Origin of the sequence: Shouchella lonarensis, assembly GCF_900096965.1 — a bacterium.
Classification (GTDB): Bacteria; Bacillota; Bacilli; order Bacillales; family Bacillaceae_D; genus Shouchella; species Shouchella lonarensis.
This window is the reverse complement of the sequence record NZ_FMYM01000004.1, coordinates 135968-152476: the sequence shown is the minus strand read 5'-3', so window position 1 is coordinate 152476 and position 16509 is coordinate 135968. Positions and strand designations below refer to the sequence as shown.

Here is a 16509-nt window from a genome sequence, read left to right as displayed (position 1 = left end):
AGACATGGCAACAAATATACAACAACCTTCACATGTATTTGCTTCTGCGGCGTTTTTTCAAAACCCGTACCCATTATATGAGCAATTGCGTGCAGAGAGCCCGATATACAAGGGAAGCGCGTTTAAATATCCAGGTTGGTACGTCACAGGATATGATGAAGCGGTGGCGATTTTTAAAAATAAAGCGGTCTTCCAAAACCGGATGCCACTACCGGAGACGACGAAACGTTATGAGCGGTTAAGAAAGCTGCAACAAGAGATGATGTTATTTAAAAACGCGTATGATCATAAACGGTTGCGCGGTTTAGTAGGGAAAGCGTTTCACGCGCAAATGATTGAAGAGTACCGACCATATATTGAAGAGACGGTGCATGAGTTATTAGATGAGATAAGCAGAAAGAAACAAATGGATGTCGTGATGGACTTCGCATTCCCGTTAGCAAGTCTCGTCATTGCGAAAATACTCGGGGTGCCGAGAAAAGACCAGGAGCGATTTCGAGCGTGGGCGATGTGTTTTATTCAAACGATTGATTTAACCCGTTCCCGTGAGGATATGATGCAAGGCAATAAACAAGCAGCGTTGCTGGGACATTATTTTCAGTCGCTGATCGCAGAGAAACGGCAAACGCCACAAGATGACCTCATTAGTAGGCTCATAGATGAAGAAGAGATATCGGACGAGGAATTACTCGCAACATGCGTCTTGCTCGTCATCGCTGGGCACGAGACGACGGTCAATCTCATTAGTAATGCCGTTCTGTCTTTGTTGCAACATGAGTCGCAACTTTTGCTCTTAAAGAAGGATCCGACGTTCATTCGCGGTGCCATAGAAGAAACGTTACGGTTTGAGAGTCCAACACAGATGGTGGCAAGGGTTGCGGTGAGTGATATTGAAGTAAACGGTAACCATATAAAAGAAGGTGCACAACTGTATGTCTTGCTCGGTGCTGTCAATCGCGATCCAGCGAAATTTTCAGAGCCACATCAATTTGATATCGCGCGCACATCAAATCATCACCTTGCATTCGGTTATGGCAGTCACTTTTGTATTGGTGCGGCGTTGGCGAGGGTAGAAGCGGAAGTTGCGGTTCAAGTGTTGCTAGAGAAGGCGGACCAGTTGGAATTAGCGACAGCAGAGCCGAGGTGGCGGCGGCTCATAGGTTTCCGTGCGCTTGAGAGTTGTCCGTTATATTTTGAACATACGATTACAAAGTGATTCAATCATTTTGACATCATCTTAGTAGAATGATATTCTCATAGTGGATAAGCCTGTTTGCACTTTTGGGACGTGAGCCAAAAAGTGCAGTATGTTCCGCCCGTACTCTATTTAAAATCGAGGGAGCGACCAATATGAAGCAAAAAATTACGCCGAACTTATGGTTTGATGGGGCCAAGGAAGCCGTCGATTTTTATACTTCGGCATTTCCGAGTGGTAAGGTTATTTCCACAAGTTATTATCCAAACAGTGTTGAAGAAGGTTTGGCTGATTTTCAGCTTGATTTTGCTGGTAAAGAGCTGACGATAGACTTTGAAATCAGTGGCTTCCGTTTCACCGCTATTAACGCCGGACCCGTATTTCAGTTCAATCCATCCATTTCGTTTATGGTCAATTTTGATCCATCACGTGATGAGCAGGCGAGTGAGCAATTAAATGAGTTGTGGGCGAAACTTGTTGAGGGTGGCGAGATACTGATGCCACTAGACGCGTACCCATTTAGCAAGCGTTACGGCTGGGTCAAAGATCGTTATGGTTTAACGTGGCAATTAATTTTGACTGATCCAGCGGGCGAGCCACGGCCTTTTATCATTCCGTCCCTCATGTTTTCCGGGGAAAACATAAATCATGCAGAAGAAGCAATCAACTTTTACCTATCAGTATTTGATGACGCGAAACTCGGAACAGTGGCTCGTTATAGTGAAGACACCGGTCCAGCTCAAGCAGGAGCATTAATGTTTGCTGATTTCATGCTAGCGGATCAGTGGTTTGCGGCAATGGACTCCGGTGTTGAGCAACACTTCACCTTTAACGAAGCGGTCTCACTATCGGTGTCTTGTAAAGACCAGACAGAGATTGATTCCTTCTGGGAAAAACTGTCTAGTGTCTCGGAAGCCGAGCAATGCGGCTGGTGTAAAGACCGATACGGCTTGAGTTGGCAAATTGTACCCGAAAATATGGAAGAGCTCATGAAAAAGCCCGAGGCTTTTGTGAAAATGATGCAAATGAAGAAGTTGGTTGTGAGTGATTTTTGATGTTAACATGTGTAAGAGCTTCTGCCCTGAGAGGTCAGGAGCTCTTACAGTTTAGACTAAGAGGCGCTGAGAAAGTGTTCAACAGGGGTGGATTGTGTGTTCTAAAAATGATATAAAGGTATGCGTACATACGTTTGATGACGCTTCCATTTATGATAAAATTGAAGAAGCTGAATTACTCATGAGCGGGTTTTAGGCACATCCCTTTGAGAAAGGGGGTGATGCCGCGATGTCAGTCTATGAGTCACTGTCACTTGTAGTCGCAACAAATGTATTGTTGTTGTTATTACTGACTGTTGTCTTAGTGCGGGTTGAGCGCAAAGAAAAATAGCCCCCATGAGTCTTAGCCCGGACTAGTTGGGGAGCTATTCTACCCTCATTCGCCTAAGCCCGTAATGGGGTTCAGCGACACCGTCTGGAGTCATCGACTCTAGGCGGTGCTTTATTAATATTACCTATACATTTATATTATATGCGAATGAAGCTGCGTATGCAAATGTATGAACGGATATTTGTGATCAAAACCATGCATCATTATGAGTATGAGATAGATGGTTATGATCTATAGGCAGTTAGATCAAGCTAGTAAATAAAGTATGCTAAGCGTAGTCGAGAGAATGATATAGATGACTTTTACTATGCATGTACACAATCTATACATTTTTGATTATATCAGGGTATGATAAAATGAGGAAAAGTGGATAAAGTGTTGTAATAGGAGCGAATAAACCAATGAAACTAATTGTAGCCATGACCGGTGCCACTGGCGCCATTTTTGGTATCCGGTTGTTAGAAAAGTTACGTGATACAGGCGTGGAAACGCATTTAATTATGTCGAAGTGGGCGAGTGTTACAATTACACAAGAAACGTCGTATACAGTAAAAGATGTGACCGCACTGGCTGACTACACGTATGCACCTCATGACCAAGCAGCGTGCATTTCAAGTGGATCAATGCGGATGGATGGCATGATTGTCGCGCCGTGTTCAATGAAAACACTGGCCTCTATTCGGGTTGGCTTGGCCGATCAGCTCGTGACCCGCGCAGCGGATGTCATGTTGAAAGAGCGAAAGCGGTTGTTACTTATGACGCGCGAAATGCCATTATCGACGATCCATCTTGAAAATATGACGGCGCTGTCGCAAATGGGGGTCACCATTTTTCCACCGATGCCTGCCTTTTATAATCGACCGGAGACGTTAGATGATATGATTGATCATATTGTCTATCGTGCGCTAGATCAATTTGGGATTGAGTTACCTGAAGCGAAGCGTTGGCATGGATTGTCCGGTCAGGGAAAAGAGGAGGAATGATGGTGTTACCACCACCTGTGCGCGCGTTTTTAAATGGCGAGGACTTACAGGAGAAGCAACATGATGCAATGCTGTTTGTGACCGTTGGTGCGGATGGGTTTCCGTACAAAGCGATGCTCAGTGTCGGTGAAGTCGTTGCGCTGGACGAGTCATCGCTCCGAATGGCCATCTGGACCGGGACGCAGTCTGAAAAAAACGCGTTAACTGCAAAAAAAGCGACGTTAATGTTTGTGTGGGAGCAAGTAGCTTATGACATTCGCTTACAGTTGGAGCGTATAGCAACGTTGGAGCAGTTGACATTGTTTGCAGGAGAAGTCATTTCTGTTAAAGCAGATAAAGCACCGTATGCGGTGTTAGATTCAGGTGTGCGTTATACGTTACACAAACCGGGTGAAGCGCTGGTGCGTTGGGAGCGAGTGATTGCACAAATGCGCTTGTATTAGTGCTTTAATGTATGGTACACTAAAGGAACGAGTGTGAAAGTGGAGGTGTCATAGATGCAAGCATTGTTAATGGTTTTAATGGTGATTGTTTCAATCTTATTGATATTATCTGTGCTATTGCAGCCGGGACGTAGTTCAGGATTATCTGGGGCCATTTCCGGTGGCGCTGAACAGCTTTTAGGGAAACAAAAGGCGCGTGGCGTAGAAGCAGTGTTGCATCGTGCAACGATTGTGCTTGCGGTCTTGTTTTTCGGACTAACGATTTTAAATGGATACTTCTTGTAGTGCAAAGACACCTCGGCACCTGCCAGGTGTTTTTGTATTATAGCTAGTAAGATATACATAAGAAAGGAAGCGTGAAAAATGAAGTTAGTAGCCCCGAAACCATTTACGTTTGTAGGAGGGGCGCGTGCGGTTTTGTTGTTACACGGGTTTACGGGAACAACGGCTGATGTGCGGATGTTAGGGCGCTTTTTGCAAAAACATGGCTATACGACCCATGCGCCTTTATATAGAGGGCACGGTGTCCCACCGGAAAAATTAGTGACATACAGTCCGGTTGATTGGTGGAGAGACGTGAAGGAAGGTTACAACACTTTGTTAGAACAAGGATATGAAGAAATTGCCGTATGTGGCTTGTCTTTAGGCGGAGTTTTCTCGTTAAAAGTGGGTGCGACATTATCGGTGAAGGGTGTCATTCCAATGTGTGCGCCAGTACGGCCACGGACAGAAACAGCCATGCAGGCAGGAATGTTGGCGTATGCACAAGAATATAAGAAGCGTGAGAAAAAACAAGAAGTACTTATTGAAAAGGAAGTCACGGCGCTGGCAGAAAAAATCTCTTTACCACTGAAACAATTACGCGAGTTAATGGCAGAAGTGCGTGAGCAACTTTATATGATTGAAGCGCCGACCCTCGTTGTGCAGTCACGAGAGGATGAAATGATTGATGTGAACAGTGCAGAAATCATTTATGAAGAATTAGGGACCGATGATAAGACGCTCAACTGGTATGAACAAGGATCGCATGTCATTACGTTAAGTGATGCAAAAGATGTGTTGCATGAAGATATATTGGCGTTTTTAAATCGACTAGATTGGTCAAACTAGCTAGGAAAACTGGATCGGCGAGGGAGTGAATCGATTGAAGGAGTTATTAAAGGAGGATGTGCGCGCGTTTTTACATGAAGAAGCAACGAAGCCAATGAAAGTGGAAGAGCTAGAAGAGGCGCTTCATATTGATTCAGGGGAACGTTTTAAACAATTGATTAAAATTTTAAATGAGCTAGAAGCAGCGGGCCAAGTCGTGCGCTCACGCACAAACCGCTACGGCACACCAGAGAGAATGAACCTTGTCCGCGGGCGGGTTCAAGGACATGCAAAAGGGTTTGCCTTTATTTTGCCAGATGAAGGTGAAGGGGATGTGTATGTTGCAGCGGATAACTTGGCAAGTGCGATGAATGGCGACACAGTGCTTGTCCGTATTGATGAGCGATCCGACGGTTCACGTCCTGAAGGAAAGGTTATTCGTGTGATTGCGCGTCATGTGACGGAGTTTGTTGGTGAATATAAGGTTTATGCGTCGCGCGCGATGGTTGTCGCCGATGATAAACGAATTAGTGCGGACTTTTTTGTTGAGCGTGGCAAAGAAAAAGGCGCTGTTGATGGCCATAAAGTCATTGCAACGATTACAAAGTATCCAGAAGGTCGCTTTGGCGGCGAAGCAGAAGTGAAAGAAGTGCTCGGTCATAAAAATGATCCCGGGATGGACATTTTGTCAATCATTCACAAGCATGGCATTAAACAAGCGTTCTCGGATGAAACATTAGCGCAAGCAGAAGCGGTACCAGACAAAATTGCAACGGAAGATTTACAGGGACGTCGTGATTTGCGCGAAGAAATGCTCATTACAATTGACGGTGCTGATGCAAAAGACTTGGATGATGCAGTTCATGTGAAAAAACTGGATAACGGCAATTATTTGCTCGGTGTTCACATTGCTGATGTGAGTCATTATGTTAAAGAAGGTTCTCCAATTGATAAAGAAGCATCTGAGCGCGCGACGAGCGTGTATCTTGTTGACCGTGTCATTCCGATGATTCCCCACCGATTATCGAATGGGATTTGTAGTTTAAATCCACAAGTAGACCGACTCACATTGTCCTGTGAAATGGAAATTGACCACAACGGTGCTGTTGTGCATCATGACATTTTCCAAAGTGTCATTAACACGACGGAGCGGATGACATATACCGATGTAAATCAAATGTTAGTGGAAAAAGATGAACCGTTACGTGAGCGCTATACTAAGATTGTGCCGATGCTTGAAGACATGGAAGCACTTGCCGCAATTTTACGGAAAAAGCGCTTTGACCGCGGGGCAATTGATTTTGATTTTAAAGAAGCGAAAGTGCTTGTCGACGAAGACGGGAAAGCAACAGACGTTGTATTGCGTGAGCGTTCTGTTGCTGAAAAATTGATCGAGGAGTTTATGCTTGCGGCGAATGAAACGGTCGCAGAGCACTTCCACTGGTTGAAATATCCATTTGTATATCGCATTCATGAAGATCCAGATGAAACAAAGCTCGAATCATTTTTGGCGTTCATTACCGGATTTGGTTATGTGTTGCGCGGTTCCGCAAATACCATTCATCCGCGCTCATTACAACAATTGTTAGAAGAAGTGTCTGGTGAGCCGGAAGAAGCGGTCATTAGTAAGTTGATGCTGCGGTCGATGAAACAGGCAAAATATGATGTGCACTCTATCGGTCACTTTGGCTTGGCGACAGAGTTTTATACCCACTTTACATCACCCATTCGTCGTTATCCTGATTTGCTTGTTCATCGCTTAATCCGTACGTATTTGCTAAAAGGAAAAACGGATAAAAAGACGATTGCCAAATGGCAAGCATCGTTACCGAGTCTCACGGCCCATGCTTCAGGGATGGAACGGCGGGCAGTCGATGCTGAGCGTGACACAGATAATGTGAAGAAAGCGCAGTTCATGGAAGACAAAGTTGGCGAAACATTTACGGGCATCATTAGTGGCGTCACCAATTTTGGCTTGTTTGTCGAGTTGGATAATACGATTGAAGGGCTCGTCCACGTCAGCTATTTAACGGACGATTACTATCGCTACGATGAGAAACATTATGCGATGATTGGTGAGCGAAGCGGGACAGTTTTCCGGATTGGTGATGAATTGGAAGTCCGAGTCGCCGCTGTTCAGGTGGAAGAAGCGACGATTGATTTTGAAATTGTCGGGATGAAAAAGCGGAATGCACGCAAGGCACCGGATCGTCCGAAAGTGATAGATAGCGGCAAGCGAAGAGGGGCTACAAAGCAAAAAACCTCTTTAACTGGCGATCCAAAGCGTGATGGTAACGGTAAAAGCGGTGCAAAGCGCAAGAAAAAGCCATTTTTCGAAAATGCACCGAGTGCCAAACGGAAAAAAGGGAAGCGGAAAAAGCGGTAGAGGGTGCTCTGCCGCTTTTGAGGATGAGGTCTCTCGCATTTTTAATGAAATAATGTATCAATATAATGAGAAGCCATCGCAGTAATCATACTGGCGTAAGAGGAGACGCGGAAAGTGATCGCTTCTCCTACGTCATAGTCGTAAGGACTATCGGTAATGTCAAGCACGACATGATCACTGCTTGCACCTTCGATTGTAATACCTGGGACGGTGGGGATGAGCCCGCTTAAATCCATATCTTGTCTGCCGAGTGCTACAATTGCGCGGCGTCTCGTTCCTTTATCTTTGAATGTGGGAATGGCACCAAAAGCGTTCATCTGTGCACGCTCACCTTGCGGATAAGATGGCTTTGTTTGTACTTCAATCATTTCTGCTTGTAATGTCACAATGTCTGACGCCCAGTTTGGAATCGGATTGCCATAGCCAATTTCTATTCCTAAGAAAATGGACTGATTGATTCGTAAGTGGGTGATACCGGTTGGAATTTTCTCTTCGTATAGCATGGGCAAGATGCTAGAGTTACCGCCCGACACAATTGGAAGAGGGATCGAAAACTCGCGGCGAATCTCTTTAGCAATTGTAATCACTTTTTGATAGTTTTCTACGGTGGGCATGATGCCCCCTAAACAGGTGACATTTGTGCCAATGCCAACAAGTTCAATACCTTCTGTATCGATGGCGACGCGAGCAGTATGATAAATATCATCTGTATTCTCATGCCAAATGCCTTCACGTAAGTCGCCGATATCAATCATTAAAATGACAGCATGGGTGACTTGTTTTTTTGTAGCGGCAGCCCCCAGTGCGCGAATGATGGTGGTACTAGAATTTAAACTATAATCTGCGTGCGTAACGACATCATCTACTTCACTTAATCGTGGCGATCGAAGTAACATTTTTTTAATATTCAATGTGTGCATATTTTTCAGATTTTCGATGCGTGAGTCGGCGAGAAAGTCGACTCCGGCTGCCATTTGTGCTTCGGCAAAAGCAATATTTCCGCAACAACCTTTTGTAATACCAGCAACTTTTAACCCTTGTGCGTGCGCTGTTTTTACAAGACTTGCTGTGTTATGTTTAATTTTTGCTAGATTGATGTGTAGAAGTGGTTTCATCGTTGCAGTGACTCCTCTAATGCCTCAACTAGTCGTTCGAACTGTAGGGCGCGTGATGCTTTAAATAATAAAATACAAGGTTCATTTGTCAGTGAGCGTAAATGTTTCATGAGGCTTTCTTCTTGATCAAAGTGACGGGCTTTGGCTGTTCCAAAAGTTTTTTCGGCGGCTAAGATAGTGTAGGAAGTGAGCTCTCCAAGACCGAATACACCGTCCAGCTGCTCAGGTGTGCACTCATCGGCAACTTGTTGGTGGAGCTGTATTGCCTCGTCCCCCATGTCGATCATATCTCCCATAATAAAAAATTTCTTTGCTTCAGTTTTTATGCTATACAATGTCTGTAAAGCGGCACGTACGCTTTCTGGATTAGATTTGTACGTATCATCGAGGATTGTGATGTGGCCAATTGTTCGGACATCATTGCGCTTATCAGCTGGGATCGGCGTGTGCAATCCAGACTGGATGTGTTCATCAGTAAGATGAACGAGTCGCGCGAGCGCAATCGCTGTTAAAGCATTCATTGCTTGGTGATATCCAGGAAACGGGACATCAAAAATGAAGGGAGAGTCTGAAATAGTCATATGACTGCCACCTTCGTAAGGAGAGACATTTTTAACATGGAAGTCATTTGTCGGTGCCGCGCCAAAGGTTTTTGTGCGCAAATCGTGTTTGTCGACTTGTTCTTTCAGGACGGGTTGGTCACCGTTCCAAAGTAAGATGCCCTCAGGCTGGATCCCCGCTACTAATTCCATTTTCGCGGCAGCGATGTTTTCAAGCGAACCGAGATTGACAATATGAGCATGTCCGATGTTTGTAATGATGCCTATATGTGGCTGCACGATGTCAGTTAAAAACCGGATGTCTCCGGGGCGGCCCATGCCCATTTCAATGACTGCCATTTCTACATCTTCATCTAAATCAAGTAGCGTGAGCGGGACACCAATCTCATTATTGTAGTTGCCAGCGGTTTTGCCTACTTTATACGCTGTGGCCAGGATATTGGTGATCATATCTTTCGTCGTCGTTTTGCCATTGCTCCCAGTAATGCCGATAAAAGTGGCCTTCAGTTGGTTGCGATAAGCGTAAGCGAGTTGTTGCAATGCTTTTAAGGTGTCTTCTACGAGGATGAGCGGAAAATCTGTGGGCGCATTCGTAGCGTCTTTTTGCCATAAGGCGGCACTCGCACCGTTTTCAATCGCTTGCTCGATGTATGCATGTCCGTCGCTATGATTGCCTTGTAAAGGAATGAAAAGGTTGCCAGGTACGACTTTACGTGAGTCGATTGCTACGCCGGTAATGGTCGTACCAACCGAGTGACTTGCAGTCGCCTTTAGCATCGCGGCAACATCTTGGAGGTTTCTACGAATCATGATGTCACTTCCTTTGTATATTGAATGCGGTGGTTGCGGTCGTGGCGCGCGAAACCGAGCATGATCAGTTGATCAAGAAGCTCGCCATATGTGCAGTCTTCCGTTTTTTGGACAAGGAGCGGGAACATACTGTGAGCGGTGAATCCTGGCATAGTATTCACTTCATTTAAGTAAATGTCGTTGTCTTCTGTTACGAAGAAATCTGCTCGTAATAATCCAGCACATCCGAGCGCACGGAAGGCTGTTTTGGCGTATGCACAAAGTTTGCTGTATGTATCATCTGAAATTTGTGCCGGGATGATCGGTGTCAAGTTTGTATCCATATACTTATCTTCATAATCAAAGAACGAGACGTCACGTTGCCATTCCCCAGAAACAGAACAACGAATGTTTTGATTACCTGTCAGGGCAATGAGTACTTCTTTACCAACAATCTCTTTTTCTATCAGCACTTTTTCATCATATCGAAATGCTTCTAAAATCGCTTGGGCCAGTTCATTTTTAGTTGCACAACGGCTAATACCGATACTTGAGCCCATGTTAGCTGGTTTGACATAGCACGGAACGCCAACGATGTCTTGTGCTTTTTGTAGACAATGAGATTCATCTTCCTCATATTCTGCATGAGTGAAGGCAACAAATGTCGCTTGCGGGATGGCGTGTGTATTTAAAAGTTCTTTCGACATCACTTTATCCATCGCAATTGCAGAAGCAGCGACACCATTTCCAACGTAAGGAATGTGCAACATATCCAGTAATCCTTGCATCTTCCCATCCTCACCGTAAGTACCGTGCATGACCGGAAAGACAATGCTTTGTTCATCAAGACCACTCGCTAAAAATGTACGGAGTGATTCGGTATAAGAGGTAGTCGTTGTTTTACGCATGTCCGTTTCCGAAATAGGCGTGTCTCCGACTTTCCATGGCTCCGTCCATTTCCCTTCACGTGTCATGTATATGGCAAAAACATCGTAGTACGTTTTATTTAGTGCATTTAATACATTTAAGGCAGAAGCGATCGATACATCATGTTCTCCTGATTTTCCGCCGTATAAAACAAAGACTTTTTTCTTCATTTGTGTGGTCCTCCCTAGTAGTGTAGTAGGAAATATACGTGTATTATGTGGTTCATACATCATGTAAGTGTATTATACGTCCAATACAGGTATGCGTCAACTCTTTTTTTGAAGGAGGTAGGACGTGAGCCCCATTGACGAAATGTCTCGTACTTGGTACGATGATATGAAAGATACGTGGTAGGTGGATACGATGGCCCAAAATGAAGGAAAAGCGGTCGCGCAAAATAAAAAAGCGCGGCATGATTATTTTATAGAAGAAACGTTTGAAGCGGGCATTGTGCTAACAGGCACAGAAATTAAATCAATTCGTGCGGGCAAGATGAATTTAAAAGAGTCATTTGCACGTGTACGGGCAGGTGAAGTGTTTTTACACAATGCGCACATCAGTGAGTATGAACAAGGTAATCGTTACAATCATGATCCCGTTCGAGCACGTAAGTTATTGTTACATCGTAAACAAATTAACATGCTGATTGGCAAGATCCAGCAACAAGGCTATGCGCTTGTACCGCTCAAAGTGTATATTAAAAATGGTTTTGCAAAAGTGTTGCTCGGAGTGGCGAAAGGGAAGAAGAACTATGATAAACGCGATACGTTACGCAAAAAAGATGCCAAACGTGAAGTCGAGCGGGCACTAAAGGAACGCTTGAAAGGGTAGTCTTGTTCAAACGTTTGTTTTATGATAAAATAAAAGATCCAGAACAAAAGTTTCTGGTGTTTCAACCAAAACAGGGGGACGTTTTGGATTCGACAGGAATAGGTCGAGCTTGCGTGGCAAGTCGAGGGGTCGGCCTCGTTAAAACGCACTAGCCAATAACTGGCAAACAAGAAAACAACTTCGCTTTAGCTGCATAAGCTAAGCGGCTTCTCCTCACCATCACCCATGTGGTGTGGTTGAAGCTCAACTTTAGTGGGATACGCCTTGCCCTCGCCGTCTGAGGGAGCGGGAAGAGATTAATCAGACTAGCTACATGGAAGCCTGTCTTTGGGCTGATGTGTTAGTGAAATGCTAATACAAAGACTATGCTTGTAGAAGCGTAAGTGTCGTTATTTCTGGACGTGGGTTCAATTCCCACCGTCTCCATTTGTAGGATCAGAAAGGAAAAGTTAGAAGCTCAAAAAACGTTGATACACCAGCGTTTTTGGGTTTTTTTGTTTGGGGAGAAAAGGATGGAAAAAGGTAGTTTTGGTATTTTTTTTGGTATAATTTTGGTATGGATTTGCGCGCCGCTTTACGCATGAAGTGCATTAGGCGTATGAAGCTCGTTCATCAAATCATTAACTACTTGTGATTCTCGTTGTTCCATCTCATCAATGATATGAGAATAGGTTTGGAGCGTCGTAACGATGTCGGTGTGGCCGAGTCGTCGTGAAATATATTTGATGTTACACTTTCGATATAGCAACAGGGACGCGTGTGTATGTCTTAGCGCATGACAAGTGATAGATGGGAGTCCCAACCCTTTACATAAATTGCGCAAGGTCTTATTGACTGCACTATTGGAAATGAGCTGCATTTCTGGATTAACAAAGACAAGGTTTCGGAAATTCCTTACTCGACGTGTTTTCATGAGCCTTTTGTTGTTCGTCCATAAGTCCATCAAAACCATGCAAGTGTAATCGTCCAGTGTGATTGTACGTTTAGAGTAATAGTTCTTGGTATTGCTGAAAGTTTTTGTGTGCTGGTAATCCCATGTCTTTTCAATTTTTACAGTTTGCTCATCGAAATTGACGCAGTCCCAAGTAAGACCCATAATTTCCGAAAAGCGGGCTCCTGTCGCGATTGCAAACAATAGAATGTATCGCGAAACATACCGAGGTTGTAGATTGCTTTTCAGCTCATCGATGAGTAGCTGTGCGTCCCCGTAGCTTAAGAATTTCAATCCTTCATCTTTAGGTTGCACCTTGCCGATTGGTTGTGCTTGGTACGTTGGATTTTTAATGATGATTCCTTCCTCCATTGCGTCCCTAATACAAGCTCTCATGTACGTATGATGCTTTTTAACGGAAGAGGTGGTGTGTGTTTCACCATATTTGTTGAGTGCCTTTTGATACATAGCTCTCGTTAAATCTTTTAGCTTTACCCCAGAGAAATGCTCTTCCGCAAATCGTATGGCCCGTTCTATGTCTCCATCATTGTCAGGGCTCTTTTTCCCTTTCCTAAAGACTTCGTACCAATTCCGAAAATACTCAGTGAATGGTTGGTCAGCGGCGTTGACTGTATCAACGCCGTGTCCTTTCTTGATGCGCAGTTCCATTTCAGCCGCAGCCGCTTGTGCTTCTTTTTTTGTCCGAAACCCTGCTTCGCTTTTTTCAGTGAACTTTCCGTTCACCTTGACGGAGATGCGGTATTGATAACCAGATTTCAACTTTCTAATGCTTGCCATAAACGTCCCTCCCAGAATATACGTTTGGTATTTGGGGTAAAAAAAATTATCTAAGCCCGAGGTCTTTCTCCCTAAAAAGTGCAGCAGTGAGCGCTTCGTTCTTTGTTTTGAAGCCATTGTGGCGCTCTATTTTCCACTTACCGTCAACTACATACGAGATGCGATATTGCCACCCATATTCCAATTTTTTAACACGAGCCATTGCAAATCCCTCCATCAGCAAATGTATGTTCGTGTCTTAAGGTAAAAAAATTTAATTAATGCCGAGCTCTTTCTCTTTTTCATAAGCGGCTCTAGCAGCATCCGGTTTGCATTTAAATCCGCTTTTGCTCTTCTCACGGCGTTGCCCATTTACTGTGTGTGAGATGCGATATTGCCAATTTCCATGTTTCAGCATGCGAAAACTTGCCATCAAAATTCACCTCCTTGAAAGAATATACGTTCGTTTAAGGGGTTATGAAGTTCAAATATTGGCACAAATGAGATGTATCCACACATGATTCTTTTGGCAGTTAGCCAGGAGCTTGCGCTCCTTTGTTTGCTAACTTATTTTTGATAAAGCAATTCGTCTTGGAACCCCATATTCATACACTATTTCATCTAGTGTCATTGTTTTTCCTGAAGCCCTCAAGAGTTCTAACGCGAAGTAATCTGCTTCATCTTCTAATTTGTCGATACAGACGCAAGTATGTTGCTTTAAGAATTTAATATTTATATTTTGATGAAGTACCACATGCCCCAACTCATGCGCGCATGCGAAGACTTGCTGTTTATCGCTTACATTTGCATTGAGAAGGATAATGGGGACGGGTGTATGGATGTAACATCCTAATTTGTCCCCCAGTTTTCCAAATACAACTTCAATACCTAAGTGTCGTGCTAACTTAAAAGGACTGCTTGTCCCATACTTTTTTGTAAGTGTATTCACAGATGTTGTAGGGAATTTCAAGCAGGCATCACCCCTAGTCGCTTTTTTTCTTAGATTTCTTCTTTGCAACTAATAACACCGTATTTTCGAGCGTGTCAATTAGAAGCTCTTTTTCTTCTTCGCTCATGTCATAATCCCCATCAGACAATGCAAATCCATGATCATTGTTTAGTCCATTAACCATGTCGTGCAACTCTTCTCGGAGCGATTTTGGAGCGGGTTCTCCATGAGTGTTTTCGTCTATTTCCATCTTCTCATCACGCTGACCGATCTTTATAGGAAGTGTGTCATCGGTTACTGCTGTTACCTCTTCTACAGTAACTCCCAAACATTGACAAACCTTTATGACATTATTAACAGACGCGCTGCCAACACCTCTTTGCAAGATTGAGTGTAAAGAGGTTTGAGGCAAACCGGCTTTTTGGGCAAAGGCTTTTTTAGTCAGTCCCGTTTCTTTAATGAGGTGTTCTAAATACCTTGCTGGTGCGTCCAATATATATCACCTCCTCCATAAATACGATTATGCGTTTCTATACCTATAATACTATACGCAATGTCGTATGTAAACCCCTAAAAACTCGATTGAGTATTATTTTTTTGATTTAGGGCTTGACCTAATACTCAATATCGTATATATTTTAATTACACCAGAACGCAAATGAGTATTCGCAAATGAGTTTTAAGGAGGAGATATGGTGTTACGTAACTTACGTGCTGAAATGGCTAGGATTGACGTGAAGACTGCTGATATTGCGGAGTTGCTGAGCGTTCGCTATGGAACAGTCAATGACAAGTTAAATGGGAAAACCGATTTTTCAGTATCTCATGCTGCAAAAATCAAAAATGAATTCTTTCCCGAGCAAGACATCGAGTATTTATTCGAGTCGAAGGAGAATAAGCCATGCAAGAACTAAGTGTGAATCTGACTATACCTATTCCAGAAGATTCAATTTTAATCACTAAGAATGAATGGAATGAATTAAAAGAAGAGAAGCTTCGTGGTGTTTACTGGGACATGAAGCAATTAGAAGAACGCATCCATAGGAAACAAGACTGGATCAAGGAGAATATCCTTTACCAGCCGCGTTTTATTAAGAAGCTGGATGCTGAAAAGGGTGGATTTGTTTACTACCCGAGAGCAAAAGGGCAGAAATGGTCCTTCCAAGCCAATAAGATGGCAGATTTTCTGGACAAACACTTTAGCGATATTTTTATACAATAGGAGGAAAAATCCTTGAAGCTTAAACTTATTCAAACGCGATTGTGTAACTATTACTTAAGCGACAAAAACGAGATGTACATGACACGCCGTCAAGTCGGTGAGGCGCTCGGGTACGCAAACCCGCGAGATACGATAAAACGCAAGCATCTTCGCAACCGTGAACAGTTTGACCAATCTTCAAAGCGAGTCAAATTAAGCGGAAAACCCGAAGAAACGGTTATCTACAGTAAACAAGGAATATTGCGACTTATCGTGATGAGCAATAAACCGGAGACAAATGAGTTGTTTGATTACATCTATAGCGCGCTCGCTTTCTTCCGCCAAAAAGAACAGTTAAAGGAAACAGCAGCAAAAGCGAAGCGGTTAGATGAAAAAACACATTTGGTAAAAGTGATGATTGATTGGATGAAAAAGACGCATGTCTCATCAGAAGTAGAAGAGCAGGTCATGATGAAAGCAATTGAATTTTTAACGGAAGAACGGTTTTAAAACAATATTCGGGGGTAACGGCCCCCGATTTCAAGGAGAGATTGATATGAAGGATTTGTATTATGGTGGAACGCGGGTACGCACCTACATTAGAGACGGGAAAACGTATTTCATGCTAAAAGATGTATGCAAGGTTTTGGGGCTGAAGCACCCAGGCACAGTGCGACGGAGATTAAACGAGGATAACATTTCAAGACATGTTGTCCAAACAGAAGGTGGCCCGCAACTATCGGTATTTATTAATGAGGATGGGCTGTATGGCATCCTGTTGGTTAGCCGTAAAAAAGAAGCCAAAGCGTTTCGGAAGTGGATCACATCAAAAGTGCTTCCATCTGTGCGGAAAACAGGTTCATTTGGTCCCGTTTCTCTTGTAGATGCGCTTCACTTGGCAACGAACCACTCTCTGTCAACCGCATTTTATCAAGAAGTTTAGGAGG

At 43.7% G+C, this 16509-nt stretch carries 20 protein-coding genes and 1 other RNA gene; 13 read left to right on the top strand and 8 right to left on the bottom strand.

The window, feature by feature from the left end; genetic code table 11:
* Positions 1–4: 4 nt before the first annotated feature.
* The 7 genes from BLT29_RS05300 to rnr all read left to right on the top strand — a co-directional run bounded on the left by BLT29_RS05300 (position 5) and on the right by rnr (position 7482).
* Positions 5–1216 carry a cytochrome P450 gene (locus BLT29_RS05300; RefSeq protein WP_090775285.1) on the top strand — a complete coding sequence of 404 codons (1212 nt, stop codon included), beginning with the start codon at positions 5–7 and terminating at the stop codon, positions 1214–1216.
* 134 nt (positions 1217–1350) lie between these two features.
* Positions 1351–2250 carry a VOC family protein gene (locus BLT29_RS05295; protein WP_090775284.1) on the top strand — a complete coding sequence of 300 codons (900 nt, stop codon included), beginning with the start codon at positions 1351–1353 and terminating at the stop codon, positions 2248–2250.
* A 732-nt stretch (positions 2251–2982) separates the two neighbouring features.
* Positions 2983–3564 carry a non-oxidative hydroxyarylic acid decarboxylases subunit B gene (locus BLT29_RS05290; RefSeq protein WP_090775283.1) on the top strand — a complete coding sequence of 194 codons (582 nt, stop codon included), beginning with the start codon at positions 2983–2985 and terminating at the stop codon, positions 3562–3564.
* A complete protein-coding gene (locus tag BLT29_RS05285; RefSeq protein ID WP_090775282.1) occupies positions 3564–4007 on the top strand; it encodes a pyridoxamine 5'-phosphate oxidase family protein in 444 nt (147 codons plus the stop codon). The genes BLT29_RS05290 and BLT29_RS05285 overlap by 1 nt, the downstream gene beginning before the upstream one ends.
* A 54-nt stretch (positions 4008–4061) precedes the next feature.
* Positions 4062–4292: a preprotein translocase subunit SecG gene (gene secG / locus BLT29_RS05280; RefSeq protein ID WP_090775281.1), complete on the top strand. Its 231-nt coding sequence runs from the start codon at positions 4062–4064 to the stop codon at positions 4290–4292.
* Positions 4293–4370: 78 nt separating this feature from the next.
* Positions 4371–5117: an alpha/beta hydrolase gene (locus BLT29_RS05275; protein ID WP_090775280.1), complete on the top strand. Its 747-nt coding sequence runs from the start codon at positions 4371–4373 to the stop codon at positions 5115–5117.
* A 34-nt stretch (positions 5118–5151) separates the two neighbouring features.
* On the top strand, positions 5152–7482 hold the full coding sequence (rnr, locus tag BLT29_RS05270; RefSeq protein WP_090775279.1) for a ribonuclease R: 2331 nt from the start codon (positions 5152–5154) through the stop codon (positions 7480–7482).
* A gap of 41 nt (positions 7483–7523) precedes the next feature.
* Here the strand turns inward: rnr and BLT29_RS05265 are convergent, their stop codons facing one another.
* The 3 genes from BLT29_RS05265 to BLT29_RS05255 are packed head-to-tail and all read right to left on the bottom strand — an operon-like array spanning position 7524 to position 11043.
* Entirely contained in the window at positions 7524–8597 is a 1074-nt protein-coding gene (locus tag BLT29_RS05265) for an alanine/ornithine racemase family PLP-dependent enzyme (RefSeq protein ID WP_090775278.1), read from the bottom strand.
* Entirely contained in the window at positions 8594–9967 is a 1374-nt protein-coding gene (locus BLT29_RS05260; RefSeq protein WP_090775277.1) for a UDP-N-acetylmuramoyl-tripeptide--D-alanyl-D-alanine ligase, read from the bottom strand. Before BLT29_RS05260 ends, BLT29_RS05265 begins: the two co-directional genes overlap by 4 nt.
* Positions 9964–11043 carry a D-alanine--D-alanine ligase family protein gene (locus BLT29_RS05255; protein ID WP_090775276.1) on the bottom strand — a complete coding sequence of 360 codons (1080 nt, stop codon included), beginning with the start codon at positions 11041–11043 and terminating at the stop codon, positions 9964–9966. Before BLT29_RS05255 ends, BLT29_RS05260 begins: the two co-directional genes overlap by 4 nt.
* Positions 11044–11236: 193 nt before the next feature.
* On the opposite strand from BLT29_RS05255, the gene smpB reads away from it, so the two are divergent.
* Positions 11237–11704, top strand: a complete 468-nt coding sequence (smpB, locus tag BLT29_RS05250) for an SsrA-binding protein SmpB (RefSeq protein WP_090775275.1) — start codon at positions 11237–11239, stop codon at positions 11702–11704.
* A 74-nt stretch (positions 11705–11778) separates the two neighbouring features.
* Positions 11779–12133, top strand: a transfer-messenger RNA (tmRNA) gene (ssrA, locus tag BLT29_RS05245).
* A gap of 145 nt (positions 12134–12278) precedes the next feature.
* On the opposite strand, the gene BLT29_RS05240 is transcribed toward ssrA, so the two are convergent.
* The 5 genes from BLT29_RS05240 to BLT29_RS05225 form a co-directional block, all read right to left on the bottom strand.
* A complete protein-coding gene (locus BLT29_RS05240; protein ID WP_090775274.1) occupies positions 12279–13433 on the bottom strand; it encodes a tyrosine-type recombinase/integrase in 1155 nt (384 codons plus the stop codon).
* A gap of 46 nt (positions 13434–13479) precedes the next feature.
* Positions 13480–13635 carry an Arm DNA-binding domain-containing protein gene (locus BLT29_RS13080; protein ID WP_176763821.1) on the bottom strand — a complete coding sequence of 52 codons (156 nt, stop codon included), beginning with the start codon at positions 13633–13635 and terminating at the stop codon, positions 13480–13482.
* Positions 13636–13686: 51 nt separating this feature from the next.
* Positions 13687–13845 carry an Arm DNA-binding domain-containing protein gene (locus BLT29_RS05235; protein WP_090775273.1) on the bottom strand — a complete coding sequence of 53 codons (159 nt, stop codon included), beginning with the start codon at positions 13843–13845 and terminating at the stop codon, positions 13687–13689.
* A 129-nt stretch (positions 13846–13974) separates the two neighbouring features.
* On the bottom strand, positions 13975–14382 hold the full coding sequence (locus BLT29_RS05230) for an ImmA/IrrE family metallo-endopeptidase (RefSeq protein WP_090775272.1): 408 nt from the start codon (positions 14380–14382) through the stop codon (positions 13975–13977).
* A gap of 13 nt (positions 14383–14395) precedes the next feature.
* On the bottom strand, positions 14396–14854 hold the full coding sequence (locus BLT29_RS05225; protein WP_245701098.1) for a helix-turn-helix domain-containing protein: 459 nt from the start codon (positions 14852–14854) through the stop codon (positions 14396–14398).
* 202 nt (positions 14855–15056) lie between these two features.
* Between BLT29_RS05225 and BLT29_RS05220 the strand changes: the two genes are divergently transcribed.
* Genes BLT29_RS05220 through BLT29_RS05205 form a run of 4 tightly spaced genes read left to right on the top strand, consistent with a single transcriptional unit; the run spans position 15057 to position 16505 of the window.
* Complete coding sequence (locus BLT29_RS05220) at positions 15057–15275, top strand: DNA-binding protein (protein WP_090775381.1); 219 nt, start codon at positions 15057–15059, stop codon at positions 15273–15275.
* Positions 15263–15583, top strand: coding sequence for a DUF771 domain-containing protein (locus BLT29_RS05215; RefSeq protein WP_090775270.1), 321 nt, complete (start codon positions 15263–15265; stop codon positions 15581–15583). The genes BLT29_RS05220 and BLT29_RS05215 overlap by 13 nt, the downstream gene beginning before the upstream one ends.
* Positions 15584–15595: 12 nt before the next feature.
* Complete coding sequence (locus tag BLT29_RS05210) at positions 15596–16072, top strand: BRO family protein (RefSeq protein WP_090775269.1); 477 nt, start codon at positions 15596–15598, stop codon at positions 16070–16072.
* Between the two features lie 46 nt (positions 16073–16118).
* Positions 16119–16505, top strand: a complete 387-nt coding sequence (locus BLT29_RS05205) for a BRO-N domain-containing protein (RefSeq protein ID WP_090775268.1) — start codon at positions 16119–16121, stop codon at positions 16503–16505.
* Positions 16506–16509 lie beyond the last annotated feature (4 nt).

What these genes read in the sequence shown, in the direction of transcription:
- BLT29_RS05300 (WP_090775285.1), top strand. Translation starts at nt 5, where the DNA reads ATGGCAACAAATATACAACAACCTTCACATGTATTTGCTTCTGCGGCG.
- BLT29_RS05295 (WP_090775284.1), top strand. Translation starts at nt 1,351, where the DNA reads ATGAAGCAAAAAATTACGCCGAACTTATGGTTTGATGGGGCCAAGGAA.
- BLT29_RS05290 (WP_090775283.1), top strand. Translation starts at nt 2,983, where the DNA reads ATGAAACTAATTGTAGCCATGACCGGTGCCACTGGCGCCATTTTTGGT.
- BLT29_RS05285 (WP_090775282.1), top strand. Translation starts at nt 3,564, where the DNA reads ATGGTGTTACCACCACCTGTGCGCGCGTTTTTAAATGGCGAGGACTTA.
- secG (WP_090775281.1), top strand. Translation starts at nt 4,062, where the DNA reads ATGCAAGCATTGTTAATGGTTTTAATGGTGATTGTTTCAATCTTATTG.
- BLT29_RS05275 (WP_090775280.1), top strand. Translation starts at nt 4,371, where the DNA reads ATGAAGTTAGTAGCCCCGAAACCATTTACGTTTGTAGGAGGGGCGCGT.
- BLT29_RS05265 (WP_090775278.1), bottom strand. Translation starts at nt 8,597, where the DNA reads ATGAAACCACTTCTACACATCAATCTAGCAAAAATTAAACATAACACA.
- BLT29_RS05260 (WP_090775277.1), bottom strand. Translation starts at nt 9,967, where the DNA reads ATGATTCGTAGAAACCTCCAAGATGTTGCCGCGATGCTAAAGGCGACT.
- BLT29_RS05255 (WP_090775276.1), bottom strand. Translation starts at nt 11,043, where the DNA reads ATGAAGAAAAAAGTCTTTGTTTTATACGGCGGAAAATCAGGAGAACAT.
- smpB (WP_090775275.1), top strand. Translation starts at nt 11,237, where the DNA reads ATGGCCCAAAATGAAGGAAAAGCGGTCGCGCAAAATAAAAAAGCGCGG.
- BLT29_RS05240 (WP_090775274.1), bottom strand. Translation starts at nt 13,433, where the DNA reads ATGGCAAGCATTAGAAAGTTGAAATCTGGTTATCAATACCGCATCTCC.
- BLT29_RS13080 (WP_176763821.1), bottom strand. Translation starts at nt 13,635, where the DNA reads ATGGCTCGTGTTAAAAAATTGGAATATGGGTGGCAATATCGCATCTCG.
- BLT29_RS05235 (WP_090775273.1), bottom strand. Translation starts at nt 13,845, where the DNA reads ATGGCAAGTTTTCGCATGCTGAAACATGGAAATTGGCAATATCGCATC.
- BLT29_RS05215 (WP_090775270.1), top strand. Translation starts at nt 15,263, where the DNA reads ATGCAAGAACTAAGTGTGAATCTGACTATACCTATTCCAGAAGATTCA.
- BLT29_RS05205 (WP_090775268.1), top strand. Translation starts at nt 16,119, where the DNA reads ATGAAGGATTTGTATTATGGTGGAACGCGGGTACGCACCTACATTAGA.